Below are 26,164 nucleotides of genomic sequence, written 5' to 3'. Positions count from 1 at the left end.
CGCTGCTGACGAACCGATTCACGACGAAGCCATGGCGAAGTCTCCAACGCACCACATTCCGTGGGGCGCCCTCGGGCCGTGGCTGGCCCTGCTCGGCGCCTGCATCTTCTTTGCGACCCAGTCGGACCGCTTTCTCACCGGCGGCAATCTCTCGCTGATCCTGCAGCAGGTGATGGTGGTCGGCGTCATCGCCATCGGCCAGACGCTGATCATCCTCACGGCGGGCATCGACCTGTCGTGCGGCATGGTGATGGCGCTGGGCGGCATCATCATGAGCAAGTTCGCCACCGAACTGGGGCTGCCGGCGCCGGTGGCCATCCTTTGCGGCATCGGCGTGACGACGCTGTTCGGCCTGCTCAACGGCCTGCTGGTCACGCGCATCAAGCTGCCGCCCTTCATCGTGACGCTGGGCACGCTGAACATCGCCTTCGCGATCACGCAGCTGTATTCGTCGTCGCAGACCATCACCGACCTGCCGGGCGGCCTCACGGGCCTGGGCACCACCTTCAGCATCGGCAACGCCGAGGTGGCGTGGGGCGCGGTGCTGATGCTGGTGCTCTACGGCCTTGCATGGTTCGTGCTGCGCGAGACGGCGGCGGGACGCCACATCTACGCGGTGGGCAACAACGCCGAGGCCACGCGGCTGGTCGGCATTCCGACGCAGCGCGTGCTGCTGGGCGTGTACGTGGCGGCGGGCGTGCTGTACGGCATTGCGTCGCTGCTGTCGGTGGCGCGCACCGGCGTGGGCGACCCGAACGCGGGCCAGACCGAGAACCTCGACGCCATCACGGCGGTGGTGCTCGGCGGCACCAGCCTCTTCGGCGGACGCGGCATCGTGCTGGGTTCGCTGATCGGCGTGCTGATCGTGGGCGTGTTCCGCAACGGGCTCACGCTGATGGGCGTGTCGTCGATCTACCAGGTGCTGGTGACCGGCGTGCTGGTGATTCTTGCGGTCACGGCCGATCAACTCTCGCGCCGGGGAGCCCGCTGATGAACGTCGTTGCAAACCCCAAGATCGTGATGCAGGCCAAGGGCCTGGTGAAGCGCTACGGGCAGGTCACGGCGCTCGACGGCGTCGACTTCGAACTGCGCGAAGGAGAAATCCTCGCGGTGATCGGCGACAACGGCGCGGGCAAGTCCTCGCTCATCAAGGCGCTGTCGGGCGCGGTGGTGCCCGACGAAGGGCAGATCCTGCTCGACGGCAAGCCGGTGAACTTCCGCAATCCGCTGGACGCGCGCCGCGCCGGCATCGAGACGGTCTATCAAGACCTGGCCGTGGCCCCGGCCATGACCATCTACGAGAACCTGTTCCTCGGCCGCGAGCTGCGACGCCCCGGTTTCATGGGCAATGTGCTGCGCATGCTCGACAAGAAGAAGATGCTGAGCGAAAGCACCGCGCGCATGGCCGACCTGAAGGTCGGCATCCAGTCGATGACGCAGGCGGTCGAAACGCTTTCGGGCGGCCAGCGCCAATGCGTGGCTGTGGCGCGCAGCGCGGCCTTCGCGCGGCACGTGGTCATCATGGACGAGCCCACCGCCGCGCTCGGCGTGAAGGAGGGCAACATGGTGCTCGAGCTGATCCGCCGCGTGCGCGACCGGGGCCTGCCGGTGGTGCTCATCAGCCACAACATGCCGCACGTGTTCGAGGTGGCCGACCGCATCCACGTGGCGCGGCTGGGCAGGCGCGCGGCCGTGCTCGACCCGAAGAAAATCAGCATGAGCGACACGGTGGCCGTGATGACCGGCGCCATGACCGCCGAGCAGTTGCCCGCGGAGGCGCATGCCTAATGCGGACACCGCCGCGCGCACGCCCGACCTGCTGCGGCTTCGCGGCTCCAACCAGGTCGGCATGCGCCAGTTCAACGAACGCACGGTGCTGCAGGCGCTGCGCGTTCACACGAGCCTGCCCAAGGCCGACCTCGCGCGGCTCACCGGGCTGAGCGCGCAGACCATCGGGCTCATCACCGCGCGGCTCGAGGAAGACGGGCTCATCGTCAAGCAGAACCGCGTGCGCGGGCGCATCGGCCAGCCTTCGGTGCCGTTGGCGCTGAACCCCGACGGCGCGTTCTCCATCGGCATCAAGGTGGGCCGGCGCGGCGCCGAGTGGCTGCTGATCGACTTCACCACGCGGGTGCGTGATCGTCACATCGTGCATTACGACTTTCCCGACGTGGACGAGCTGCTGCCCGCCATCGCGCAGCACATCCACCGGCTGCGCGACGGCCTGGGGCCGCTGGCCGCGCGCAACGTGGGCGTGGGGCTCGCGGCGCCGTTCCAGCTCGGCGGCTGGCATCGCACGCTGGGGCTGTCGAAGGCGCAAGCCGACCTGTGGAACCAGATGGACCTGGCGGCCGAGGTGCGCGCGCGCACCGACGTGCCGGTGAGCTTCGCGCGCGACACCGTGGCCGCCTGCGTGGCCGAGCTGGTGGGCGGGCGCGGGCATGACCTGAAGAGCTTCCTGTACATCTTCGTCGATACCTTCGTGGGCGGCGGGCTGGTCATCAACTCGCACCTGCACACCGGCGCGCACGGCAACGCGGGCGCACTGGCGTCGCTGCCCATGCAGCCGCCCGGCCGCGGCGGCGCGCTGCCGGCGCAGCTCGTCGCGCAGGCCTCGCTCTGGGAGCTGGAGCAGCGCCTGGCGGGCGAGGGCCTCGACGCGATGGCCGCCTATGACGACCGCGCATTGCAGGCGCCTTTCGCGGCCTCCACCCAGGCCTGGCTGGAAAGCGCATCGCAGGCGCTCGCGCATGCCATCGTGAACGGCGCCGCCATGCTCGACCTGGCCGACGTGGTGGTGGACGGATCGATGTCGCGCCTGCTGCTGCAGGCCCTGCTGGAGCACACCCGCGCCGCGCTCGACCGCTGCAACTGGGAAGGCCTGTGGCGTCCGCAGCTGCATGGCGGCAGGGCCGGTGCGCAAGCCTGCGCGCTGGGCGGCGCGATGCTGCCGCTGCACGCGAACTTCGCGCCGGACCACGACGTGTTCCTGAAGGCTGCCTAGCCCGGCTTGCGCGCTCGTGCCAAGGCCAGAGCCTCGGCGAGCAGGGGCTTCACCTTGTCGAAGGTCTGTGTGCTGGGGGAGATCACGCTCACCCAGTACATCTTCCCGTACACGGGGTGGGGCATCAGCGTGTCCAGTGCGGCCGGGTCGGCGGCTGCCGCCGGCGCTTCGCCGAACAACGCGCGGAAGCTCTCCTTGCCCACGCCGATGTTCAGGCGAAACGCGCCCGGGCGGTCCAGCTTCGAGGCGTTGTCGAACTCGCTGTCCTTGGTCACGATCGTGGCAAAGGGAAACTTGTTGTCCGCGTCGTGGAAGAAGAAGGTGTTGTCGTCGGCGATCTGGAAGTGGCCGCCGGCCAGCATGTCGATCAGGTAGTCAGTGATGGCGTCTTCGGTCATGGCGCCATCTTGCCTGCGTTCAGGACGGCCAGCGGCGCAGGCCCAGCCCGTCGGCCAGCTTCCGGTAGGCCGCGATCTGCGCCTGCACGTAGTCGTCGAGCGCGGTGCCGGTGAGCGCGAAGGGATACAGCCCGTGCCGCTCGAGCAGGGCGGCGTAGCCCGGCGCGGCGCTCGCTTCGCGGAAGGCGGCGGTCCAGGCACGCACGGCTGCCTCCGGCACGTCCGCGCTCAGGTAGAGGCCGCGCACGGTCGGCCAGACCAGGTCCACGCCTTGCTCGCGCGCGGTCGGCACGCCGGTGAGCCCGCCGCCCAGCCGTTCGTCCGACAGCACCGCGAGCAGCCGCACGGCGGCACCGCCCGCAATGGCCTGCAGTGCTTCTGCCGCGTCGCCGGGGAAGGCGTCGACATGCTTGCCCTGCAGTGCCGAAAGCGCATCGCCGCCGCCCTCGAAAGACACGAAGCGCATTGCCTTGTGGTCGCGCCCCGCGGCGCGCACCAGCAGCGCGGCCTTCACCCAGTCCTGGCTGCCGACCGTGCCGCCCGCGCCGAAGGCGATGCGCGACGGGTCTTGCCGCAGCGCGGCGACCAGGTCCTGCAGGCGTTTGAAGGGGGAGTCGCGGTGCACGGCGATCACGCCGTAGTCGGTGCCCAGCGTGGCGATCCAGCGCACGGCCGAAGGCGGGTGCGGACCGAAGCGGCCCTGTGCCAGGTTGAGCAGCGAGCCGCTGGAAAACGCGACCAGCGTGCCCGGCCCGCCGAGCTTGCCGGTGGCGATGCGGTCGAACGCGACGGCACCGATGCCGCCCGGCAGGTAGCGCTGCGCGAGCGGCGGACGGCCGGGGCGCACGGCCTGCAGCGCGTCGCGGGCGAGCGCGCAGGTCAGCGCGAAGCCGCCGCCGGCCTTGGCGGGGATCACGCAATCGGCGGCGTCCATGGATGGATCGTCGGCCGCTGCCGCGCGCAGGCTTGCTGGCACGAGCAGCGCGGACAGCGCGCGCAAGGCGTGGCGGCGGTTGGCGTGAAGGGGCGCGGGCATGGGGTTGTGGCGGGCGGTTCAGTGCGCCGCCGGACGGGGCCACCAGATGATCGCATGCAGCCCTGGCTCGGCTTCGCGTGATTCGAGCCGCAGCTCGCCTTGGTGCCGCTGCGCGATCGAGCGCGCAATGGCCAGCCCGAGCCCGAAGCCGCCCTTGCCGGCGCGCGCGCCACGTCGAAAGCGCTGGCCCAGCGCGGCGCGCTCCTCGTCGGACAGGCCCGGCCCGTCATCCTCGACGTTGAGGCTCCAGCCCGCCGCGTCGCCGGCGGCGAACAGCGTGATCGTGCCTTCGGCGGGCGTGTAGGCGATGGCATTGGTCACGAGGTTGCTCAGCGCCTCGCGCATCAGCCCCCGGTCGGCGATGGCGATGAATTCCGGTGTGGGCGAGTGAATGCCCAGGTCGATGCGCTTGGCGCGCGCCAGCGGCAGCAGGTCGACCGCCACTTCGCGCAGCAGCGCCGCCATGTCGAAGCCGGCGGGCTCGACCGACACCGTGTCGCTGCGCCCGAGCGCGAGCAACTGCTGCGCGCTGCGTGTCGCGCGGCCGATCTCGGTGCCCAGCGCGTCGAGCGCGAGCTGGATCTGCGCCGGATCCTGCTCGCGCCGGGCGTAGTCGGCCTGCATCTGCAGCGTGGTGAGGTGGGTGCGCAGCTGGTGCGAGGCGTCGTCCAGGAACTGGCGCTGCTGCGTCACCAGGTCTTGCGTGCGCGTCATCTGCTGGTTGACCGCCGCGACCAGCGGGCGCACCTCGGCGGGCAGGTCGGCCTCGGCGATGCGCGTGAGGTCTTCGGGCGTGCGCGCCTGTACCTCGCGCGCCAGCCTCGACAGCGGGCGCAGCGCCGCGGCCAGCGCCACGGCGGTGCCGCACAGCAGCATCGCCAGCACCAGCCCGTCGCGCAGCGCCGCGCTGCGCACCAGCCGCGCGGTGAACTCCTGCCGCGAGCGCGTGCTTTCCCCCACCTGCACCAGCACGCTGCGCCCGGTGCTGCCGGCCGGCGCGCGGTCGAGGTCGCGGCGGTAGGCGGCGAGGCGTACCGGTTCGCCGAAGTAGGTCGCGTCGTAGAAGGCCGGCGTGCCCATCTTCAGTTCGGCCGGCGGCGCGGGCAGGTCGGCGCTGCCCAGCTCGACCAGCCCGTCGGAGGTCGATACCCTGAAGAAAACCTGCCCGCTCGCCGTGAGCTCGAAGAACTCGAACATCGTGTACGGCAACTCCACCGACAGGCCGCCCGAGGCGGTCGAGATGTTGGCGTCGATGGACTTGAGCGCGCCCAGCAGCGAGCGGTCGTAGGCGGCGTTGGCTGCGGCCAGTGCGTCGTGCCGCGTCATCCACAGTTCGAGCCCGGTCACGACCAGCAGCGCGGGAAACAGCAAAAGCGCCAGGCGCTGCCACAGGCTGGCGCGCCGCAAGCGTGCATTCAGCCGCAACGACGGCATGCCCACCTAGTCCGCTTCCAGCACATAACCCAGCCCGCGCAGCGTGACGATGCGCACGCCGCTGCCGTCCAGCCGCTTGCGCAGCCGGTAGACGAAGACTTCCACCGCCTCCGGGTGCACTTCCTCGTCGTCGGAGAACACGCGCTCCAGGATCTGCTGCTTCGACAGCGGTTCGCCGCTGCGCTGCACCAGCACGCGCAGCACCGCCAGCTCGCGCGGCGACAGCGCCAGCGTTTCGCCGCCCAGCGTGAAGTGCCGGCGCGCGCCGTCGTACACCAGCGGCCCGCAGGCCAGCCGCGGATGCTCCACGCCGCGCGCGCGGCGCACCAGGGCATGCAGCCGCGCCTCGAGTTCGGCCAGCGCGAAGGGCTTGGCGAGGAAGTCGTCCGCGCCCGCGTTGAGCGAGGCCACGCGTTCGTTGAGCGAATCGCGCGCCGTGAGGATCAGCGCGGGCAGCCGCTGGTCGCGCTCGCGCAGGCGTTGCAGCACCGTGTGCCCGTCGAGCCCGGGCAGGCCCAGGTCGAGCACCAGCGCGTCATGGTCGCGCTGCTGCAGCGCCCGGTCGGCCAGGCGCCCGTCGTCCACCCATTCGACTTGGATGCCCGCATGCTCCAGCGCCTTGCAGAGCCAGGTGCCCAGGGTGTGTTCGTCTTCGGCCAGCAGGATGCGCATGGCGCCGATGCTAGAGCGTGAAACGCTCAATCCGGCTTGATGTTTGCCCTTGCGATCACCTTCTGCCAGCGCGCCTGCTCCGCCGCGATGAACTGCGTGAACTGCTCGGGCGTGCCGCCGATGGCCTCGGCCGCATCGGCCGTCAGCCGCTGCATCGAGTCGGGCGACTTCACCGCCTTCATCGTCTCGGCCGAGAGCTTGGCCAGGTTGGCCGGCGCGAAATTGGCCGGCGCCAGCATGCCGTACCACTGCGTCATCTCGAAGCCGGGGAAGCCCTGCTCGGCCACCGTGGGCACGTCGGGCAACTGCGCCAGGCGCTTGGCCGAGCCGGTCGCGATGCAGCGCACCTTGCCCGCCTTGATGAACGGAATGATCGCCGCCGCGCCGATGGCCGACGCGTCGAGCCGGCCCGAGAGCAGGTCGGTCACCATCGGCCCGGTGCCGCGGTAGGGCACGTGCAGCATGAACACATCGGCCGTCATCTTCAGGTACTCGAAGGCCAGGTGCCCCGCGCTGCCGTTGCCGGCCGAGCCGTAGCTGAGCTTGCCCGGCTTCGACTTGGCATACGCGATGAACTCCTTGAGGTTCTTCGCCGGCACGTCCGGGTGCACCACGTAGAGGCTGGGCACCTTGGCCAGCAGGCTCACGGGCTTGAAGTCCTTGTTCGCGTCGTAGGGCAGCTTGGCGAAGATGTACGGGTTGACCGCCAGCGTGCCGATGTGGCCGAGGATGATCGTGTGCTGGTCGGTGCTGCGCGCCACCTCGCTCATCGCGATGTTGCCGGCCGCGCCGGGCTTGTTGTCGACGAACACGCTTTGGCCCAGCGTGCGCGAAAGCTCGGCGGCGGTCGAGCGCGCGACGATCTCCGAGCTGCCGCCGGGCGCGAAGGGCACGACGAAGCGGACCGACTTGCTGGGCCAGGCGTCTTCCGCGCGCGCCAGTGAAGGCAGCAGGCCGCCAAGGCCGAGGGCGCCGCCGGCCTGGAGCCAGTGGCGGCGGTTCAGGCGGGCGGCGTCGGGGGAAAGGAAGTCGGACATGGGCTTGTGTCTCCAGCGCTTTGGAATTGAAAGCGCGCATCCTGCCCGGCGGATGCTGTCGGAATGCTGTCAGTTGCCGTCCGTCCAGTAGTCGCGGCCGAATTCGTCCGCCAGCCTGGCAATCAAGCGCTCGACGCGCGCAAGCACGGTCTCGACCTGTGCGCGCACGGGCGCGTAGGCGAAGCGCAGGTTGTGGAAGGTCTTGCCTTCGTCGGGATCGTCGTCGCGCAAGTACAGCATGCCGTCGTGCAGCCTCAGGTCGAAGAACCAGCCTTGCTCGTAATCGGAGAAGACCTCGCCCGGCATGCCTGCCGTCAACGATTCGATGAAGGCTCGCCCCTCGCTGAAGCGGTCGTGCCACGGAAAGCTCAGCAAAAAGCTCCCCGGTGCGTGGACGACCGGCCTGTTCCAGAAATGGATGGTGTCGGCGATGTTCTTGCCGCGTTGCGCGGCTTTGGCGAGCAGGTCGCGGTAGTGGCGGTGGAGTTCTTCCTCGTGGCCAACGCAGTCGGCCGACAGCACGAAGCCCTGTTCCGCCCCCGGTATGGCCGGCTGGTAAAGCGGCTCGCGCAGGTTCCGCCATTGTTCGGGCGAGATGTGCGACGAGGGGCCGTAGTAGAACGAGGGCTCCACGATGAAGGCGATGTCGATGCGCACGCCTTCCACGGGCTCCGACTGCAACGCCCAGTCGGGCAACGCCGTCTGGGCCGTGGAAGCCGGCGTGTTGGCGTTCACGGTGACTCTCAGATCAGGTTGCGCATCGCCTGCGCCGTCTCCCGCAGCACCGGCAGCACCCGCGCCACCGCGTCTTCCGAGCTTTCGTGCCCCATCGGCATGGTGATGTTCAGCGCGCCCACCAGCGTGCCGTGTCGGTCGCGCAGGGGCGCCGCGATGCCGCGCGAGTTCAGGTCGAGCTGCTGTTCCGACAGCGCCCATCCCTGGGCCCTGATGCGCGCCAGCTCGAGCTTCATGCGCTCCATGCTCGCGATGGTGTGCGAGGTGAAAACCGTCAGCTGCCTGGTCGCCAGCCATTCGTTCAGTTCGGCGTCGCTGCGCAGCGCCAGCATCAGCATGCCTGATGCGGTTACCTGGGCCGGCACGCGCGCGCCCAGCACATAACCGGTGCTCATGCTGCGGTTCGGGCCGTTGCGCGCGATGTAGACCACCTCGTCGCCGTCCATCACGCTGAGATAGGCGATTTCGTTGGTGCCGGCGGCCACGCGCTGCAGGAAGGGCTGCACCACGCGCGGCAGGCGGGCCGATTCCAGGTACGAGCGGCCCAGCCGCAGCACGCGCGGCGTGAGCCAGAACAGCTTGCCGTCGCTGGCCACGTAGCCCATGTGCTGCAGCGTGAGCAGGTAGCGCCGCGCGGCGGTGCGGGTCATGTTCGTGCGCTGGCCCGCCTGGCTGGCGGTGAGGCGCGGGTTGGCATCGTCGAAGGCCTCGATGATGCTCACGCCGCGCTCCAGGCCGGCAATCCAGTCGCGCTTGTCCAGGCCCGCGGGAGGTGTCGAGTCGTCCTTGCTCATGGCCGGAAGTGTGCCTGCGCCAAGGCAGTCGGCGTAGGCATTCGGTGCAGGTGAAAACCCTTGATTTGAACGATTAACGATTTTTGCAGATCGATTATCGAACGTTTTATCGGACGTAGGCCTGCATGAACCGCGCGAAGAGACTATAAAGCTCGGCATCCGGCCTCGAAAAGAGCGATTGACGAACGGAAGCAAGCACATGAGCCATTCCATCAGCGGCAGCACCCAGGCGTACCTGATTCCGGGCGACCCGGTCCGAAATGTGCGGCTGCCGCGCATGTTCAACGCGGTCTTCGAGCGCTTCGGCATCGACGCGGTGCTGCTGCCCATGCAGGTGCCGGTGCGCGATTTCGCGGTGTTCTTCAAGTCGGCGTTCCTGGCGCGCAACGTGCGCGGCATGGTGATCGCGCCGCCGCACAAGCCGCTGGTGGTCGACCTGCTCGACGGCTGCGGGCTCTTCGGGCGCGTGGCGGGTTCGGTGAACGTGGTGCGCCGCACCGAAGGCGACCAGCTCGAAGGCGACCTGTTCGACGGCGAAGGCCTGATCGGCGCGCTCGACCACTGCAACATCCCCTTTCGCGGCAAGCGCGTGCTGATCGTCGGCGCGGGCGTGAGCGCCGCGGCCATCGGCGTGGCGCTGGCCGAGGGCGGCGTGGTGAACGGTGCGACGCACATCGCCTTCTACGACAAGGCCGCCGGCAAGGCGGCGGGCGTGGCCGCCAAGCTCGACGCCTTCTTCGACGCCACGGTGGTGGCGGTCGACAGCAACGCGCCCGAGGGCTACGACCTGGTCGTCAACGCCACGCCGCTCGGCCTGGTCGAGGGCGACGCGCTGCCGGTCGACGTGGCGCGCATGGACGACCATGCCGCGCTGTTCGACATCCTTTTGCGCAACCAGCCCACGCCGCTGGTGCGCGCGGCCCGCGCGCGCGGGCTCAACGCGCAGGCCGGCTTCGAGATGCTGATCCAGCAGATGCCGCACTACATGCGCTACTTCGGCCACGCGGACGCGGCAGAAGCGCTGCGCGCCGACGCCGACTTCCTGCGCGAAATCATCTACCCGCCGGCCATGCACGGCGAAATCAAGCAGCCCCTGCGCTATCACTCCCCGAGCGTGGCTTGAGCCGCGCCTTTCCATTGAAGAGACCGACATGATTTCCGGCAAGACAACGCTCATCGCCCACCTGGGTTTTCCGACCGAGGCCTTCAAGGCGCCGATGATCTACAACCCCTGGTTCGACAAGCAGGGCATCGACGCGGTGGTGGTGCCGATGGGCGTGAAGCCCGAGGACTACGCGGCCTCGCTGCCGCAGATCTTCAAGTTCAGCAACCTGCGCGGCGCGCTGGTGACGATGCCGCACAAGGTGACGACGATGTCGCTGGTGGACGAGGTGACGCCCACCGCCCGCGTGGCCGGCGCCTGCAACGCCATTCTCAAGCGGCCCGACGGCACGCTGCTGGGCGACCAGTTCGACGGCGCCGGCTTCGTGCGCGGCGTGGAGCGCAAGGGGCGGCTCTTCAAGGGCACGCGGGTGCTGGTGTCCGGCACGGGCGGTGTCGGCTCCGCCATCGCGGCATCGATTGCCGCCGCAGGCGCCGCGGAGCTGATGTTGTTCGACATGAGCGAGGCTTCGGCCGGCGCGCTGGCCGCGCGTCTGCGCGAGCACTATCCGCAAATGAAGGTGGCGACGGGCTCGAAGGACCCGGCCGGCTACGACGTGGTCGTCAACGCCACGCCGCTCGGCATGAAGGAGGGCGACCCGCTGCCGTTCGACGTGGACCGCATCGACCCCGGCACCTTCGTGGGCGAAGTCGTGATGAAGACCGAGTACACGCCGCTGCTCGAGGCCGCCAAGGCCAAGGGCTGCCAGGTGCAGGTCGGCACCGACATGCTGTTCGAGATGATTCCTGCCTACCTCGAGTTCTTCGGTTTTGGCACAGCGTCCCCAGAGGAATTACGTGCCGTGGCCCAATTGAAATATTGAAAGGCCGAGTCACCGCATGAGTATCTTCGAGGGTTTTCTTTCCACATCCGAAACGCTGGGCGCCTTCAGCGACCGCGCGTTCGTCGACGCGATGCTGCGCTTCGAGGCCGCGCTGGCGCGTGCCCAGGCGGCCGAGGGGCTGATCCCCGAGAGCGCCGCGCATTCCATCGTGAGCAGCTGCAAGGTCGAGCTGTTCGACGTTGCCAAGATCGTGCGCGAGAGCGGCCGCGCGGGCAGCGTTGCCATTCCGCTGGTCAAGGCGCTGCGCGAGGCCGTGAGCCTTTTCAACGCCGACGCCGCGCCGTATGTGCATTTCGGCAGCACCAGCCAGGACGTGATCGACAGCGCGATGGCGCTGGTCACGCGCGAGGCGGTCGCGCTCATCGAGACCGACCTGGCCAAGGCCGCCGACGCGCTGCTGCGCCTGGCCACGCAGCATGCGGAAACACCCATGCTCGCCCGCACGCTGATGCAGCCGGCTTCCGTTACCAGCTTCGGCTTCAAGTGCGCCGGCTGGGCCGCGCCGCTGGTGCGCAGCCGCCTGCGCCTGCGCGAGGCCGCGAAGCATGCGCTGCAGCTGCAACTGGGCGGCGCCGTCGGCACGCTCGCGCAGATGAAGGGGCAGGGCGCCGCCGTGCGCCAGCGCATGGCCAAGGAACTGGGCCTGGGCGACCCCGGCGCAACGTGGCACACGCAGCGCGACGAATGGGTGGCGCTGGGCTGCGAGTTGGGGCTCGTGACCGGCAGCCTGGGCAAGATCGCGGTCGACATCGCGCTGCTCGGCCAGTACGAGGTGGCCGAGGTCTCCGAGCCCAGCGAGCCGGGCCGGGGCGGCTCGTCGGCCATGCCGCACAAGCGCAACCCGGTGGCCTCGATGGTGGCCATCGCCGCCGCGCACCGCGCGCCGCAACGCGTGGCCGCCTTGCTCGGCGCCATGCCGCAACAGCACGAACGCGCGCTCGGCGCCTGGCAGGCGGAGCTGGCCGAGTGGCCGCAGCTGCTGATGTCGGCGCACGGCAGCGTGCGCGCCATGGCCGGCGCGCTGCCCGGCCTGCAGGTCGATGCCGCGCGCATGCGCGCCAACATCGACCGGCTGCGCGCCGAACTCCCGCGCGACGCGGCCGACGAATGGTTCGACCCCGCGCTCGCACACAACGCCGGACAGACGGCCCTCGCCGAAGTGAAGGCGCTGCAGGCCCGGCTCGACGCAGACAAGGAACTCTCTCAATGACCACCCCTGAAACGCCCGTCAACGACTACGAAGCCGGCCTCGTCAACCGCCGCCGTGTGCTCGGCGACGCCTGGGTCGACAAGTCGCTCGCCAACCGCAACGGCTTCAATGCCGAGTTCCAGGAGCTGATCACGCGCCATGCGTGGAACGACATCTGGGGCCGCCCCGCGCTGGGCGACAAGACGCGCCGCTACATGGTGCTGTCGATGATGCTGGGCATCCACGCCTACGAAGAATTCGCCATGCACGTGCGCGCCGCGCTCGACGGCCCGCCCGAGTCGCGCCTCACGCCGGAAGACATCAAGGAAGTGATCATGATGGCCGCCATCTACTGCGGCGTGCCGGTGGCCAACCATGCCTTCGGCATCGCGACCGGCATCCTGCGCGAGAAGGGCCTGTTGCCCGCGACGCCGGCGTCCGCCGCGCAGTGAGCGCGCCGGGCGCCCGCAAGGGCCGGTTCGACATCAGTTTCGCGCTGCTGCTGCCGCTGCTGCTGGCGGCGCAGCCCGTGGCCACCGACAGCTACCTGCCGGCGCTGCCCGCCATCGCCAAGGAGCTCGGCTCCGCCAGCACCAGCCTCACGCTGTTCGTGCTGGCTTTCGGCTTCGCGCAACTGCTGTGCGGCCCGCTGGCCGACCGCTTCGGCCGGCGGCCGGTGCTGCTGGCGGGGCTGGGCTGCTACGTGCTCGCGGCGCTGGGCGGCGCGTTCGCGGACAGCGTGGCGCTGCTCGCGGGCTGGCGCGCGCTGCAGGGCTTTTCGATGGCCGCCATCCTCGTGTGCTCGCGCGCCGCGGTGCGCGACCTGTACCCGGCGCACGAAGGGCCGCACGTCATGGCGCGCGGCCTCACCGGGCTGGGCGTGGTGGGGCTGCTGGCGCCGCTGCTGGGCGCATGGCTGGTGCAGGGCGCGGGCTGGCGCTGGGTGATGGTGGCGATGGCGGTCTACGCCTCGGTGCTGTTCGCGATGTGCTGGTACTCGTTCGCGGAAACGCGCAAGCCGATGGGCGAAGACGGCCTCTCCGCCCCGCGCGGCAGCACCCGCACCGTGTTCGCGAGCCGCTCGTTCCGTGCCTGGGCTTCGGTGGCCGCGTCGACCTACGGCGGGCTCTTCTGCTTCCTGCTGCTGTCGCCGATGGTCTACATCGGCTATCTCGGCTGGTCGCCCGCCTGGTACGGCTGGATCCCGGCCGGCGGCTCGCTGGTCTACATCTTCAGCACCACCATGTGCCGCACGCTGCTGCGGCGCTATGGGCCGGTGCGCACCGTGCGGCTCGGCGCCTCGCTCAGCATCACCGGCGCCGTGATCCAGGCCCTCGGCTGCTGGTTGATGCCGCTCAGCGCGGTGCCGCTGCTCTTCGGGCATGCGGTGTACTGCCTCGGCCACGGCATCCACCAGCCCTGCGGCCAGGCCGGCGCGGTGGGCGATTTGCCGCATCTCGCGGGCCGGGCCGTGTCGTGGTCGGGCTTCGGCATGATGATGGTCGCGTTCTGCGTGGGGCAGTTGGCCGCGCGCTTCGTCGACGCCGACTACAGCTACGGCGCCTGGCCGATGGTCGTGCCGATGCTGCTGGCCGGCATCTCGCTGATGGCCATCGCGTTTTTCTGGCTGCCACGTCTTCAACATCCGACAAAGGAAACCACACCATGACCCGTTTGAATGTCGTTCGCGAAGGCGACGGTCCGATCGTCGTGCTCAGCCATGCGCTCGGCTGCGACCTGAGCATGTGGGACGGCGTGGCCGCGCAACTGGCGCGCGCCCACACGGTGATCCGCTACGACCACCGCAACCACGGCGCCTCCGAAGTGGTGCCGGGCCCCTTGCGCATCGAGACGCTCGCGCAGGACGCGGCCGAGCTCATCCAGCGCGAAGCGGGCGGCGAGCCGGTGCATTTCGTCGGCCTGTCGATGGGCGGCATGACCGCGCAGGCGCTGGCCGTGCGCCACCCAGAGCTGCTCAAGACGGTGGTGATCGCCAATTCGTCCGCGCACTACCCCGACCAGGCCCCGTGGCGCGCGCGCGCCGAGACGGTCAACGCCCAGGGCGTGGCCGCCATCGCGCCCGGCGCGGTGTCGCGCTGGCTCACGCCGGACTTCGTGACCACCTCCGAAGGCGCGGCCGCCGCCAAGGCGCTGCACGACGTGCTGGTGCGCACAGACCCGCAGGCCTACATCGCGAGCTGCAACGCCGTGGCCGCCATCGACTTCCGCGAGAGCAACCACCGCATCGCCGTGCCCACGCTGGTCATCGGCGGCCTGCGCGACGAAGCCACGCCCCTGGCCATGTCGCAGGCCATCGCCGGCGCGATTCCGAACGCCCGGCTGGCCACCATCGACGCCGCGCACGTCAGCGCCGTGGAGCGCCCGGTGGAGTTCGCACAACTGCTGATCGATTTCTGGCGCAGTCTTTGACGGCTCAAAGCGACGCCGGCGGCCTAGGTGTATCCCGTATTTCGTGCGAATAATGGACGCATGTGATCGATGATCGATCAATAGGCCTCTGAATAGATTGTGGCGGGGGCTGGGTGTTTCTAAAGTCGCACCCATGCATCGCTCCATCGCCACCGTCTCGCTCAGCGGCACGCTTCGCCAGAAGCTCGAAGCCGTCGCGGCCGCCGGTTTCGACGGCATCGAACTGTTCGAGGCCGACTTCATCAACTTCAAGGGCACCGCCACCGAGCTGCGCGGCATTACCGCCGACCTGGGCCTGTCGATCGACCTGTACCAGCCGTTCCGCGACTTCGAAGGCATGCCCGAGCCGCAGTTCCGCCGCAGCCTGGAGCGCGCCGAGCGCAAGTTCGACCTGATGGAGGCCATGGGCGCGCCGCTGGTGCTGTGCTGCTCCAACACCTCTGCGCTGGCCGTGAACGACCCGGCGCTGGCCGCCGCCCAACTGCACGAACTGGCCGAGCGCGCCGCGCGCCGCAACCTGCGCGTGGGCTTCGAGGCGCTGGCCTGGGGCCGCCATACATCGCTGTACGGGCAGGCCTGGGACATCGTGCGGCGCGCAAATCACCCGCATCTGGGCCTGATCCTCGACAGCTTCCACACGCTGTCGCTGAAGGACGATCCGGCCGGCATCGCCGACATTCCAGGCGACAAGATCTTCTTCCTGCAGATGGCCGACGCGCCGCTGCTGTCGATGGACGTGCTCCAGTGGGCGCGCCACCACCGCTCGTTCCCGGGGCAGGGCGACTTCGACGTGGTCGGCTTCTTCACGCAGGTGCTGCGCGCGGGCTACACCGGACCGCTGTCGCTCGAGATCTTCAACGACATCTTCCGCGAGACGCCGAACCGCCGCACCGCGGTGGACGCGATGCGCTCGCTGCTCTACCTCGAGAGCGAAGCGCGCCAGCGCATGGCCGACGCGCCCGTGCAGCCGCAGCGCGTGGAGCTGTTCAACCCGCCGCCGGCGCCCGCGCTGTCGGGCCTGTCGTTCATCGAGTTCGCGGCCGACGAGGCCTCGGCCCTCACGCTGGCCGCGCTGGTGAAGCAACTGGGCTTTAGGCGCGTGGGCAAGCACCGCTCCAAGGCCGTCACGCTGTACCGCCAGGGCGAGGTCAACCTGATCGTCAACGCCCAGCCCGATTCCTTCGCGCGCAGCCGCTTCGACGCGCATGGCACCTCTGTCTGCGCGCTGGGCGTGCGCTGCGCCGACCCGCTCGCCGCCGTGGGCCGCGCCACCGCCATGCGCTCGCAGCGGCACGACAGTCCGGTCGGGCCGAACGAGCTGCGCGTGCCGGCCGTGGTCGCGCCCGGCGGCAACCTCATTCATTTCGTGCCGGAAGCGCTGGGCGCCAACGGCCTGTACGAAGCCGACTTCATCCTCGAAGACGGCGGCGCCGACGAATCCGATGCCGGCCTGCAGCGCATCGACCATGTGGCGCTGGGCCTGGCGGTCGACCAGCTGGATACCTGGGTGCTCTTCACGCGCGCGGTGCTCGGCCTGGAGCCCGGCGAGAGCCTGGAGCTGGCCGACCCCTTCGGCCTCATCCGCAGCCGCGGCGTCGCCAATGCCGACCGCAGCCTGCGCCTGGTGCTCAACGTGTCGCTCAGCCAGCGCACCCGCACCGCCCGCACGCTGAGCGTGACCGGCGGCGGCGCGGTGCATCACATCGCGCTGAGCTGCGCGGACATCTTCGACACCGCCGCGAAGCTGCGCGCCAACGGCACGCGCTTCGTGCCCATCTCGGACAACTACTACGACGACCTGGCGACGCGCATCGACCTGGCGCCCGAGCTGCTGGCGCGCATGCGCGAGGCGGGCGTGCTGTTCGACCGCTCGCCGGCCGGCGACTACCTGCATATCTACACGGAGAGTTTCGAGGGGGGACTGTTCTTCGAGGTCGCACAGCGCGTGGGCAGCTACGACGCATACGGTGCCCTCAACGCACCGGCGCGCATGGCTTCCCAGGCGCAGGATTGATTTGGTTTTTTCGTCAACACTGGAGACAACACATGGCAACCAACACAGCCCATGAGCCGCAAGGCAGGCACCAGTCGAAGAAGGCCGCCGCGAGCGGCTGGATCGGCTCGGCGCTGGAGTACTACGACTTCTTCATCTACGCCACGGCCGCGGCGTTGATCTTTCCGCAGATCTTCTTTCCCAAGGGCGACCCGAAGACGGCCATCATCGCCTCGCTCGCGACCTACGGCGTGGGCTACGTCGCGCGCCCCATCGGCGCCTTCGTGCTCGGCCACTGGGGCGACACGCACGGGCGCAAGCAGGTGCTGGTGCTGTGCATGTTCCTGATGGGCTTTTCCACCGTCGCCGTCGGCCTGCTGCCGACCTACGACCAGGTCGGCCTGCTGGCTCCCGTGCTGCTGGTGCTGCTGCGCCTGGTGCAGGGCTTCGCGGTGGCGGGCGAGATCTCGGGCGCCAGCTCGATGATCCTGGAGCACGCGCCCTTCGGTCGTCGCGGCTTCTTCGCGAGCTTCACGCTGCAGGGCGTGCAGGCCGGCCAGATCCTGGCGGCCGCCGTGTTCCTGCCGCTGGCGCACTACATGCCTGAAGAGTCGTTCAACTCGTGGGGCTGGCGCATTCCGTTCCTGCTGAGCTTCCTGGTGATCGTGGCCGGCTACATCATCCGCCGCGAAGTCGACGAGACCCCGGCCTTCGCCGAAGTCGACAAGAAGGGCGAAGTGGCCAAGGCGCCGATCATCCAGGCCTTCACCGACAGCTGGGCCGACATGCTGCGCGTGGTGTGCATGGCGCTGATGAACGTGATTCCGGTGGTGGCCACGGTGTTCGGCGCGGCCTATGCCGTGCAGGCCGCCTACGGCATCGGCTTCCAGAAAGACGTGTACCTGTGGATTCCCGTGCTCGGCAACATCCTGGCCGTGCTGGTGATTCCCTACGTGGGCAACCTGTCGGACCGCATCGGCCGCCGCCCGCCGATCATCGTCGGTGCGCTGCTGTCGGGGCTGCTGTCGTTCGTGTACCTGTACGCCATCAGCATCCGCAACGTGCCGCTGGCCATCGCCATGTCGCTGCTGATGTGGGGCATCGTGTACCAGGGCTACAACGCGACCTTCCCGAGCTTCTATCCGGAGCTGTTCCGCACCCGCAACCGCGTGTCGGCCATGGCCATCTCGCAGAACATCGGCACCACCATCACCGCGCTGCTGCCCGCGCTGTTCGCCGCCGTGGCGCCTCCAGGCTCGACCAACGTGTGGTTCACCGTCGGTGCCATCACCTTCGCGGTGACCGTGCTCGCGGCCCTGGCGGCACTGAGCGCACGTGAAACCTACCGCATCCGCATGAACGACCTGGGCAAGCCCGACGCGGTGCCGGTCGACAAGCAGGAATACGACCGCCTGCGCGAACAGACGCTGCAGGACGCGCGCCTGGCCAAGGCTGCCGCCTGAGGCTGAAGACCTTTCGCCTGCCAAGGGTTGTGGCGCCGTGAAGAATGGCGCCATGACCCTTTCTTCTTCCTCCCACCTCAAGATCGACTTCGTCTCCGATGTGTCCTGCCCCTGGTGCGCCGTTGGCCTGAGCTCGCTCGAGGCGGCGCTCAGGAACGTGGCGCCCGATGTGACGGCGGAACTGCACTTCCAGCCCTTCGAGCTGAATCCGCAGATGCCGCCCGAAGGCCAGGACACCTTCGAGCACCTCAACCAGAAGTACGGCTCCACGCGCGAACAGCAGGCGCAATCGCGCGAAATGATCCGCCAGCGCGGCGCGGCGGTCGGCTTCGAATTCAGCGCCGAAGGCCGTCCACGCGTCTACAACACCTTCAATGCCCACCGCCTGCTGCATTGGGCCGAGCTGGAAAGCCCGGCCAAGCAGGCGGCGTTGAAGAAGCTGCTGCTGAAGGCCTACTTCACCGACAGCCAGAACCCCTCGGACCCCGACGTGCTGGTGCGCGCGGCCACCGAAGCCGGTCTTGACGCGGCCCGCGCCCGCGAGATCCTGGCGAGCGACGAGTTCGCGCAGGAAACCCGCGAACGCGAGCGCATGTACACCGACGCCGGCATCCACTCGGTGCCCGCGATCATCATCAACGACCAGCACCTGATCTCCGGCGGCCAGCCGGTCGAAGTGTTCGAGCGCGCCTTGCGCCAGATTGCCGGCGCCGCGCCGGCGAGCCTGTCCGCAGCCTGACTTAGCTGGCGATTAGGCGCCGGCCTCGCGCGATGTCGCACGGGTAAAGCGCGTCAACGCGGGGCAGGGCACGGTGGTTGAGGAGACGTCTCCAATCACTGTCACGCTCAGGAGCTCCGAAGATGAAGAAGAAAAGCCTAATCGCCGCACTCGCCACATTCACGCTGGTGGCAGCGGCCTCCCTGCCTGCACTGGCCGACGAATACGGCAGGCATCCTTTCTACCTCCATGCCCTGTCCGACCTGCGCACCGCGGCCTGGCAGGTCGACCACCGCCGACCCGAAGACGGCCAGGTCTCGCGCGACGAGATGGTGGTGCTCGACGAGATCCACGCCGCCATCGGCGACCTGCAGCACGCCGCATGGCTGGACGGCAAGCCCGTCGAATGGCGCGAGCCCACCGACGCATGGCTGCCGCGCGAAGGCCGCCTGCACATGGCCATCGACCTGCTGCGCAAGGTGCGCTCCGACGTGGCGCGCGAAGAAGACGACCCGCGCTCGCGTCCGTTCCAGCAACGCGGCCTGGCGCATGTGGACGTGGCGCTCAACGCCGCGCAGCACGCCATCGGCGACGTGCGCCACCACGACATGCGCAGGGAGTGAGCCCGGTGGCCGCCACCGGTGGGTTCGTGCCGATGCGCCGCGCATCGATGGCGCTCGGCGCCTGCGTGCTGGCGCTGCTCGCGGCCTGCGCGAGCACGCCGGGCAACCAGCGGCCGCTGGTGTCGCTGTCGCTGCCTTCGGCGCAAGTCAATGACGCCACGCGCATGCGCTGGCTCGAACGCGTGAGCTGGGGCGCCAACGCCAGCAGCGACGCGCATCTTGCGCAGCGGGGCCTCGCGCTGTGGATGCGCGACCAGCTCAACCCGCGCCCCGCGCCGCTGCCGCCCGCGGCGCAGGCGCAGATCGACGCGATGGCCATCTCGCACACGCCACTCGACCAGCTCGTGCTCGGGCTCGATGCGCAGCGCAAGGCCGCCGACGCGATACCCGACGAAGACCAGAAGAAGGCCGCGCAGCAGGCCTACCAGCAGCAGCTCAACCAGCTGGCGCGCGAGGCACAGACGCGCTTTTTGCTGCGCGCGCTTTATTCGCCGAACCAGCTGCAGGAGCAGATGACCTGGTTCTGGATGAACCACTTCAACGTCAACCTGCGCAAGGACAACATCCGCGCGATGGTCGGCGACTACGAAGAGAACGCCATCCGCCCGCATGCGCTCGGCAAGTTCCGCGACCTGCTCGGCGCCACGCTGCATCACCCCGCGATGCTGCGCTATCTGGACAACGCGCAGAACGCCGCCAACCGCATCAACGAGAACTACGCGCGCGAGCTGATGGAACTGCACACGCTGGGCGTGGGCAGCGGCTATTCGCAGGGCGACGTGCAGGAGCTGGCGCGCGTGCTCACCGGCGTGGGCGTGACCTCGGCGCCGCTCGACGCGCCGCCGCCGAACATCCGCCCCGCGGTGCGCGCGGACTACGTGCGCAAGGGCCTGTTCGAGTTCAACCCGAACCGGCATGACTACGGGCCGAAGACGCTGCTGGGCCAGCCCATTCAAAGCCACGGCCTGGCCGAAGCCGACGAGGCGCTCGACCGCCTGGCGCGCGCGCCGGCCACCGCGCGCTTCATCTCGCGCAAGCTGGCCGTGTACTTCGTGTCCGACGATCCGCCGCAGGCACTGGTCGACCGCGTGGCCGCCGCCTTCACGCGCAGCGGCGGCGACATCGCCGTCACGCTGAAGGCGCTGTTCGAGTCGCCCGAGTTCACCGCGTCGCTGGGCCGCAAGTTCCGCGACCCGGTGCACTACGTGATCGCCGGCGTGCGGCTCGCGTATGACGACCGCGTGGCGCTGAACGTCAACCCGATGCTCAACTGGATCAACCGCATGGGCGAGCCGCTGTACGGCCACGAGACGCCCGATGGCTACCCGCTCAACGAAGCGGCATGGGCGAGCGCCGGGCAGATGAACACCCGCTTCGAGATCGCGCGCGCCATCGGCGCGAACGGCGCGGTGCTGTTCAGGGCGGACGACAAGGCGCCGCTGGAGAAGCCCGCGTTCCCGCAACTGGCCGAGTCGCGCGCCGTGCGTGCAATGCAGGGCGGGCTGAGCGCGGACACGCGAGAGGCGCTGGCGCAGGCGAAGAATCCGCAGGAGTGGAACACCTTCTTGCTGGCGTCGCCGGAGCTGATGCGCCGCTGAAGGTATTCGGTATTTCTCCCTCCCCCGCTGGGGGAGGGCAGGGGTGGGGGCAAGCGGCGCATCCATCGGGCGCCCTGCCTGCCCCCATCCCAACCTTCCCCCAGAGGGGGAAGGAGCAAGGCACAAGAAAGGACACCGTCATGCAACGTCGAGAACTCCTGAAGCTCATCGCCGCCGCGCCCGCCTTCGGCGCCGCAGGCCAGCTCATGGCCGCGCCCGCTGCCGAAGGCGCCAAGCTGCTCGTCGTGTTCCTGCGCGGCGCTTACGACTGCAGCAACCTGCTGGTGCCCACGAGCAGCGACTTCTACTACGCCTCGCGCCCCAACATCGCCATCCCGCGCCCCGGCACGCCCAACGGCGCGCTGCCGCTCGACGGCAACTGGGGCCTGCACCCCGCGCTCGCGCAGAGCGTGATGCCGATGTTCCAGCAGAAGCAGGCCTCCTTCATCGCCTTCGCCGGCACCGACGACCTCACGCGCAGCCACTTCGAGACGCAAGACTCCATCGAACTCGGCCAGGCACTCGACAAGCGCCGCGACTACCGCTCGGGCTTTCTCAACCGGCTGGCCGGCGTGCTCGGCGCCGGGCCCGTCACCGATGTGTCGCCCATCGCCTTCACCGACCAGCTGCCGATCTCGCTGCGCGGCAACGCCAAGGCCGCCAACATGGCGCTCGCGGGCAACGCACGCTCGGCACTCGACGCGCGGCAGAGCCAGGTCATCGCCAACATGTACCGCAACACATCGCTGGCCCAGCCGGTGGCCGAAGGCTTCCAGGTGCGCGACGAAGTGATGCGCGCGGTGCAGGCCGAGATGGACGCCGCCAGCCGCAACGCCATGACCGCCAAGGGCTTCGAGCTGGTCGCGCGCCGCATGGCGCTGCTGATGCGCGACCGCTTCGACCTGGGCTTCGTCGATGTCGGCGGCTGGGACACCCACGTGGGGCAGGGCGCAGCCACTGGATACCTGGCCAACCGCTTCGAGGAGCTGGGCCGCGGCGTGGCCGGCTTCGCCCAGGAGATGGGCGACGACGCATGGCGTCAGACCGTGGTCGTCGTCATCAGCGAATTCGGCCGAACCTTTCGCGAGAACGGCAACCGCGGCACGGACCATGGGCATGGCACCGTGTACTGGGTGCTCGGCGGCGGCCTGTCGGCGCAGGCCGGCGGGCGCGTGGTGGGCGAGCAGCAGGCGCTGACGCAGGCGACGCTGTTCCAGAACCGGGACTATCCGGTGCTCAACGAGTACCGGGCGGTGTTCGGCGGCTTGTTCAAGCGGATGTACGGGCTGTCGCCCGCGCAGTTGGCGAAGGTATTCGACGGGGTGGCGCCGAAGGATTTGCGGCTGGTCTGAGCGGGAGGTGGCTTGCGCCCGCTGCGGCGCGATGCGGGTTTATCCCGAGCAAGTCTCGGTGATGCGCAGGCAAAGTACTTCATGTGCCTGGCCGGTGAAGTCAAAATAAAGCAATAAAGTGCAGTTTTGGGGTGGAGGTTTCCGAGCCGGCCAGTACTCCACGAAGCAGAACCCGAGACACGCATGACAAGAGCAAATCATCCAAGCCGCTGGATCGGCATCGTCGGCCTCATCGCTTTTTCGACGCTGCTCGCTGCATGTGCGACAGGCGGAGGCGGGGCCGCCGGTTCGGCCGTGCCGGACAAGACCTCGCTCGCCCAGGCTTGCGCCGGCATGGTGGGCAAGACCGTTTCGCCGGGGCAGATCGGGCTGCCGAGCGGCGTGGCAACCGTCTCGTCGGCCGTGGTCGTACCTGCCGTAAATACCGCGCCAGCCTTTGCCGAATATTGCAGGGTGCGGGGCTCGATCGCGCCCCTTTCGGCGGGAGCCGATCCGATACGCTTCCAGCTCAACCTGCCCACCACATGGAACGAAAAAGCCGTCATGGTGGGTGGTGGGGGCTTCAACGGCACGGTCGTCGATGCCGTCGCCCCACTTCGCGATGCGGCGCCCGGCCAGGCGCAGCCGATCACCCAGGGTTTCGCGACCTTTGGCACCGACTCCGGCCACGACGGCACGACTTACGGCGCCACCGATCCGGCCAGGTTCGCGTTGAACGACGAGATGTTCCAGAACTTCGCGCATCAGTCGTACAAGAAGGTCAAGGACGTCGCGCACGTGTTGATGCGGCAGTACTACCTGCGCTCGCCGCGCAAACAGTACTTCTATGGCGGCTCCGAAGGCGGGCGCGAAGGCCTGGTCATGGCGCAGCGTTACCCGCAGGATTTCGACGGCATCGTGTCCGTCGTGCCGGTGATCAACTGGACGGGGCTCTTCAATGGCTTCATCAACTACCAGTTGCCGCAGTTTTCCGGAGGTGCGATCAACGCCAACAAGGTGCGCTTGCTCGCCAACCATGTGAACACCGCGTGCGACGCGCTGGACAACAGCGCGGACGGCGTGGTGAGCAACTATCTCGCCTGTCCGTCTCGCATCAACCTTCAGAGCCTGCGCTGCCCCGGGGGGCGCGACACGGGGGACACCTGCCTGTCCGACGCGCAGCTCGCCGTGCTCAAGGCCTCGTACGAGCCGACAGTCATGCCCTTTCCGCTGGCCAACGGCATCACCACCTATCCGGGCCGCCTCTATGGCGGCGAGATTCAGCTGGGGGGTGAGGGCGTGGGGCGTTGGGTGACGACGGGCCTGGCCCCCAACCTGCCACCGACCGCGGCAGACGCTCGCGGCGTGATCTACGGCAGCAGCTATGCCCGCTACGTGATCGCGAGGAATGCCGCCTTCGACATCCGCACATGGAACGCGAGGAACTTCCAGGCGCGCATCCAGGAGGTGTCGGCGCTGATGGACGCGACCAACCCCGATCTTGCGGCCTTCCGCGCACGGGGCGGCAAGCTCATCATCCGCGAGAACGCGGGCGACTGGGCGCAGAGCCCGATGGCGGGCATCCAGTACTACCAGAGCGTCGTCGGCAAGCTGACGCAGCCGGTCGTCGACGAGTTCGTGCGTCTCTACGTGTCGCCCGCGTCCAATCACAACGGTACGGCGGCAAGCCTCACGACAGGCGCCGAGATTCCCACCAATCACGATCTGCTCACGACGCTGGACAGCTGGGTGACGGGTGGCCGCGCGCCGGCCGATGCACTCGTGCAGGTGCGCAACTCGCCCACGGCCCCCTTTGGCACGCTCGCGACGCGCCCCATGTGCCGCTACCCGAACTACCCGGCGTACGTGTCGGGCGACACGACGAAGGCCGAAAGCTATCGCTGCGTTGCCTCGTCGCCCTGAGTTCAGTTGATGATTTCTCCCATGCCGACGCGCACGCGTTCCTTGAGCTGCCGGATGTACTCCGCGTCGAAGAGCTCCCAGGTCTCCAGTTCGCCGACGATCCGCAGCGGCTCCCGGCTGCGGTAAGAGCGCGTGGGATTGCCCGGAAACTTCTTGTCGGTGACGTTGGGGTCGTCCTCGAAGGCGCCGGTAGGCTCGACGATGTAGACGCGGCCACGGCCGTCGCCCTTCGCCATCTCAGCGGCCAGCCCCGCGCCCTTTGGCCACGCGGTGAAGTAGATGTGGTTCATGACGACGCGCTCGTCGTAGTTCGAGCAGAAGCCCGCGGTGAGCAGGTCGCCCACCCGGAGGTCTGCCCGCGTGCCGTGGAAGTAAGGGCCGGGTTGCAAGAAAACCATCGAGGATTGCTCCTTTGCGCAACGGAAGGGCCGCGGAGTTTAAGGCCTCCGTGTCAGCCAGCGCACAGCGTCATCCGCTTCGCTGCCATCGCCTCACAGATGCGGCTTGAACCAGAGCCAAGCCGCGACCCCGGAGCCCAGCCAGAGCATCACGACGAGGAGTGCTCCAGCGCGGCTGCTTGGCTTGGAGCGGTTCGCCTGCATCCACTCTTCCGCCCGGCTGCGGCATTCCGCGAGTACCTCGGGCGGCAGCAACCGGATCGCCAGCCAGATCAGGACGGGAAGCAGTAGAACATCATCGACGTAGCCCAGCACCGGGATGAAGTCTGGAATCAAATCAATGGGGCTGAGCGCATAGGCCACCACAAAAACACCCAATGCCTTCGCGTACCAGGGCGTACGAGGATTTTTTCCCGCGAACCAAAGCGTCACGCCGTCGCGTTTGATTCGCTTTGCCCAAGCCTTCAGTTTGTCGCTGACTCTCATGGGTGCAAGCATGACAGGGTCACATGTACAAGCGGCGAAAGCTGGTGACGGCCCCTCGCGGTCGAATTTTGCCGTCCTGGTGACTATGCGGCGAGGATCGCCCATCGCTCGTGATCGCACCAACGGTCATTGATTTTCAAGTAGCGAGGTGAATAGCCTTCCCGCAGAAAGCCGCAGGCTTTCACGAGCGCGATCGAGGCGACGTTGGTTGGTTGGATGTTGGCCTCCAGCCGATGCAGCTCGAGGTCTTGGAACGCACATCGAACCACCTCTTCCAACCCCTTTCGCATCAGGCCTTGCCTCTCGTGCCCGGCGAAGGCGTAGTAGCCGAGGTAGCCGCTCTGGAACGCGCCCCTGACGATATTGGTGACGTTGAAGACCCCGACAAGGCAATCGTCGGCACGCCGGCAAACAAGGAATGCCGCGTTTTCTGGCATGGACATTTTTTCCAGGTAAGCCCGAAAATTTTCAGGCGTGGATGGTGGCGAGGTCCAAGGACTGTGGAGGTCGGCGCTCTTCTTGACCGACGCCAAGAACTCGTGCTCGTCGGACGACTCAGGAGGCCGAAGATAGACAGGCTGTCGCATGAGGGGTGTTGGCAAGATCTGAGGAGGGCCGACATCTTGCCCGACCGAACAAGCGCCCTTCAACCGGCAGAGCTCGGCTTTTCGCCCCTCGGCTTGACTGGCTTTCCAAAGACCGCGTACATTGCCCCCGCCCCGTGATGAGCGGGGCCGGGTTTGGAAGCCCGCTGACATCCTGCGACGAAAGCCGCAGTCACCGCACATGGTCTGCGGCTTTTTCGTTTACGCCTATTTTTTAGGCGGCTTGAACGGGAGGGCTCGCGCCCTGCCGGTTTCCGCAAGGATGTCCCGGTCTTCCAACCCGTTCGAGCT

General features: G+C 68.5%; 26 protein-coding genes. 16 read left to right on the top strand and 10 right to left on the bottom strand.

Features of this window, described 5'->3' with window-relative positions:
* Nucleotides 1-31: 31 nt before the first annotated feature.
* The 3 genes from L3V85_RS22930 to L3V85_RS22920 are packed head-to-tail and all read left to right on the top strand — an operon-like array spanning nucleotide 32 to nucleotide 3,004.
* Nucleotides 32-991, top strand: coding sequence for an ABC transporter permease (locus tag L3V85_RS22930; RefSeq protein ID WP_237674999.1), 960 nt, complete (start codon nucleotides 32-34; stop codon nucleotides 989-991).
* A complete protein-coding gene (locus tag L3V85_RS22925; protein WP_237674998.1) occupies nucleotides 991-1,788 on the top strand; it encodes an ATP-binding cassette domain-containing protein in 798 nt (265 codons plus the stop codon). Before L3V85_RS22930 ends, L3V85_RS22925 begins: the two co-directional genes overlap by 1 nt.
* Nucleotides 1,781-3,004: an ROK family transcriptional regulator gene (locus L3V85_RS22920; protein WP_237674997.1), complete on the top strand. Its 1,224-nt coding sequence runs from the start codon at nucleotides 1,781-1,783 to the stop codon at nucleotides 3,002-3,004. Before L3V85_RS22925 ends, L3V85_RS22920 begins: the two co-directional genes overlap by 8 nt.
* On the opposite strand, the gene L3V85_RS22915 is transcribed toward L3V85_RS22920, so the two are convergent.
* The 7 genes from L3V85_RS22915 to L3V85_RS22885 all read right to left on the bottom strand — a co-directional run bounded on the left by L3V85_RS22915 (nucleotide 3,001) and on the right by L3V85_RS22885 (nucleotide 9,110).
* The gene (locus tag L3V85_RS22915) at nucleotides 3,001-3,402 is read right to left on the bottom strand and encodes a DUF6194 family protein (RefSeq protein ID WP_237674996.1); all 402 of its coding nucleotides are present in this window, start codon (nucleotides 3,400-3,402) and stop codon (nucleotides 3,001-3,003) included. The genes L3V85_RS22920 and L3V85_RS22915 overlap by 4 nt on opposite strands.
* Before the next feature lie 19 nt (nucleotides 3,403-3,421).
* Nucleotides 3,422-4,438, bottom strand: coding sequence for a Bug family tripartite tricarboxylate transporter substrate binding protein (locus L3V85_RS22910; protein ID WP_237674995.1), 1,017 nt, complete (start codon nucleotides 4,436-4,438; stop codon nucleotides 3,422-3,424).
* Nucleotides 4,439-4,456: 18 nt separating this feature from the next.
* A complete protein-coding gene (locus L3V85_RS22905) occupies nucleotides 4,457-5,872 on the bottom strand; it encodes a sensor histidine kinase (protein ID WP_237674994.1) in 1,416 nt (471 codons plus the stop codon).
* Nucleotides 5,873-5,878: 6 nt separating this feature from the next.
* A complete protein-coding gene (locus L3V85_RS22900) occupies nucleotides 5,879-6,544 on the bottom strand; it encodes a response regulator (protein WP_237674993.1) in 666 nt (221 codons plus the stop codon).
* A gap of 26 nt (nucleotides 6,545-6,570) precedes the next feature.
* On the bottom strand, nucleotides 6,571-7,581 hold the full coding sequence (locus tag L3V85_RS22895) for a Bug family tripartite tricarboxylate transporter substrate binding protein (protein WP_237674992.1): 1,011 nt from the start codon (nucleotides 7,579-7,581) through the stop codon (nucleotides 6,571-6,573).
* 69 nt (nucleotides 7,582-7,650) lie between these two features.
* Nucleotides 7,651-8,316 (bottom strand): hypothetical protein, encoded by a 666-nt coding sequence (locus L3V85_RS22890; RefSeq protein ID WP_237674991.1) that lies wholly within the window; start codon nucleotides 8,314-8,316, stop codon nucleotides 7,651-7,653.
* 8 nt (nucleotides 8,317-8,324) lie between these two features.
* Nucleotides 8,325-9,110 (bottom strand): IclR family transcriptional regulator domain-containing protein, encoded by a 786-nt coding sequence (locus L3V85_RS22885; RefSeq protein WP_237674990.1) that lies wholly within the window; start codon nucleotides 9,108-9,110, stop codon nucleotides 8,325-8,327.
* A gap of 199 nt (nucleotides 9,111-9,309) precedes the next feature.
* Here L3V85_RS22885 and L3V85_RS22880 point away from each other — a divergent pair, with 199 nt between their 5' ends.
* The 13 genes from L3V85_RS22880 to L3V85_RS22820 all read left to right on the top strand — a co-directional run bounded on the left by L3V85_RS22880 (nucleotide 9,310) and on the right by L3V85_RS22820 (nucleotide 24,384).
* Nucleotides 9,310-10,233 carry a shikimate dehydrogenase family protein gene (locus L3V85_RS22880; RefSeq protein ID WP_237674989.1) on the top strand — a complete coding sequence of 308 codons (924 nt, stop codon included), beginning with the start codon at nucleotides 9,310-9,312 and terminating at the stop codon, nucleotides 10,231-10,233.
* A 28-nt stretch (nucleotides 10,234-10,261) separates the two neighbouring features.
* Nucleotides 10,262-11,095 (top strand): shikimate dehydrogenase family protein, encoded by an 834-nt coding sequence (locus L3V85_RS22875; RefSeq protein ID WP_237674988.1) that lies wholly within the window; start codon nucleotides 10,262-10,264, stop codon nucleotides 11,093-11,095.
* A 16-nt stretch (nucleotides 11,096-11,111) separates the two neighbouring features.
* Nucleotides 11,112-12,326, top strand: a complete 1,215-nt coding sequence (gene pcaB, locus L3V85_RS22870; protein WP_237674987.1) for a 3-carboxy-cis,cis-muconate cycloisomerase — start codon at nucleotides 11,112-11,114, stop codon at nucleotides 12,324-12,326.
* Complete coding sequence (locus L3V85_RS22865; RefSeq protein ID WP_237674986.1) at nucleotides 12,323-12,757, top strand: carboxymuconolactone decarboxylase family protein; 435 nt, start codon at nucleotides 12,323-12,325, stop codon at nucleotides 12,755-12,757. The genes pcaB and L3V85_RS22865 overlap by 4 nt, the downstream gene beginning before the upstream one ends.
* Nucleotides 12,754-13,974, top strand: a complete 1,221-nt coding sequence (locus L3V85_RS22860; RefSeq protein WP_237674985.1) for a multidrug effflux MFS transporter — start codon at nucleotides 12,754-12,756, stop codon at nucleotides 13,972-13,974. The genes L3V85_RS22865 and L3V85_RS22860 overlap by 4 nt, the downstream gene beginning before the upstream one ends.
* On the top strand, nucleotides 13,971-14,735 hold the full coding sequence (locus L3V85_RS22855; RefSeq protein WP_237674984.1) for an alpha/beta fold hydrolase: 765 nt from the start codon (nucleotides 13,971-13,973) through the stop codon (nucleotides 14,733-14,735). The genes L3V85_RS22860 and L3V85_RS22855 overlap by 4 nt, the downstream gene beginning before the upstream one ends.
* Before the next feature lie 133 nt (nucleotides 14,736-14,868).
* Nucleotides 14,869-16,749, top strand: a complete 1,881-nt coding sequence (locus L3V85_RS22850) for a bifunctional sugar phosphate isomerase/epimerase/4-hydroxyphenylpyruvate dioxygenase family protein (protein ID WP_237674983.1) — start codon at nucleotides 14,869-14,871, stop codon at nucleotides 16,747-16,749.
* Nucleotides 16,750-16,781: 32 nt separating this feature from the next.
* Entirely contained in the window at nucleotides 16,782-18,191 is a 1,410-nt protein-coding gene (locus L3V85_RS22845) for an MFS transporter (protein WP_237674982.1), read from the top strand.
* A gap of 52 nt (nucleotides 18,192-18,243) precedes the next feature.
* On the top strand, nucleotides 18,244-18,930 hold the full coding sequence (locus L3V85_RS22840; RefSeq protein WP_237674981.1) for a DsbA family oxidoreductase: 687 nt from the start codon (nucleotides 18,244-18,246) through the stop codon (nucleotides 18,928-18,930).
* Nucleotides 18,931-19,052: 122 nt separating this feature from the next.
* Nucleotides 19,053-19,532: a hypothetical protein gene (locus L3V85_RS22835; RefSeq protein ID WP_237674980.1), complete on the top strand. Its 480-nt coding sequence runs from the start codon at nucleotides 19,053-19,055 to the stop codon at nucleotides 19,530-19,532.
* A gap of 32 nt (nucleotides 19,533-19,564) precedes the next feature.
* Nucleotides 19,565-21,130 (top strand): DUF1800 domain-containing protein, encoded by a 1,566-nt coding sequence (locus L3V85_RS22830; RefSeq protein ID WP_237680629.1) that lies wholly within the window; start codon nucleotides 19,565-19,567, stop codon nucleotides 21,128-21,130.
* Nucleotides 21,131-21,270: 140 nt separating this feature from the next.
* Entirely contained in the window at nucleotides 21,271-22,482 is a 1,212-nt protein-coding gene (locus L3V85_RS22825; RefSeq protein ID WP_237674979.1) for a DUF1501 domain-containing protein, read from the top strand.
* A gap of 183 nt (nucleotides 22,483-22,665) precedes the next feature.
* Complete coding sequence (locus tag L3V85_RS22820; RefSeq protein WP_237674978.1) at nucleotides 22,666-24,384, top strand: tannase/feruloyl esterase family alpha/beta hydrolase; 1,719 nt, start codon at nucleotides 22,666-22,668, stop codon at nucleotides 24,382-24,384.
* Nucleotides 24,385-24,386: 2 nt separating this feature from the next.
* Here the strand turns inward: L3V85_RS22820 and arr are convergent, their stop codons facing one another.
* The 3 genes from arr to L3V85_RS22805 all read right to left on the bottom strand — a co-directional run bounded on the left by arr (nucleotide 24,387) and on the right by L3V85_RS22805 (nucleotide 25,855).
* Nucleotides 24,387-24,782: an NAD(+)--rifampin ADP-ribosyltransferase gene (gene arr / locus L3V85_RS22815; protein ID WP_237674977.1), complete on the bottom strand. Its 396-nt coding sequence runs from the start codon at nucleotides 24,780-24,782 to the stop codon at nucleotides 24,387-24,389.
* A gap of 93 nt (nucleotides 24,783-24,875) precedes the next feature.
* Complete coding sequence (locus L3V85_RS22810) at nucleotides 24,876-25,268, bottom strand: YkvA family protein (protein WP_237674976.1); 393 nt, start codon at nucleotides 25,266-25,268, stop codon at nucleotides 24,876-24,878.
* 83 nt (nucleotides 25,269-25,351) lie between these two features.
* The gene (locus L3V85_RS22805) at nucleotides 25,352-25,855 is read right to left on the bottom strand and encodes a GNAT family N-acetyltransferase (protein WP_237674975.1); all 504 of its coding nucleotides are present in this window, start codon (nucleotides 25,853-25,855) and stop codon (nucleotides 25,352-25,354) included.
* Nucleotides 25,856-26,164: the final 309 nt, after the last annotated feature.

This window comes from Variovorax paradoxus (assembly GCF_022009635.1).
GTDB lineage: Bacteria > Pseudomonadota > Gammaproteobacteria > Burkholderiales > Burkholderiaceae_C > Variovorax.
Note: the sequence above shows the minus strand (reverse complement) of the source record. Positions and strands in the feature narration are given on the sequence as shown.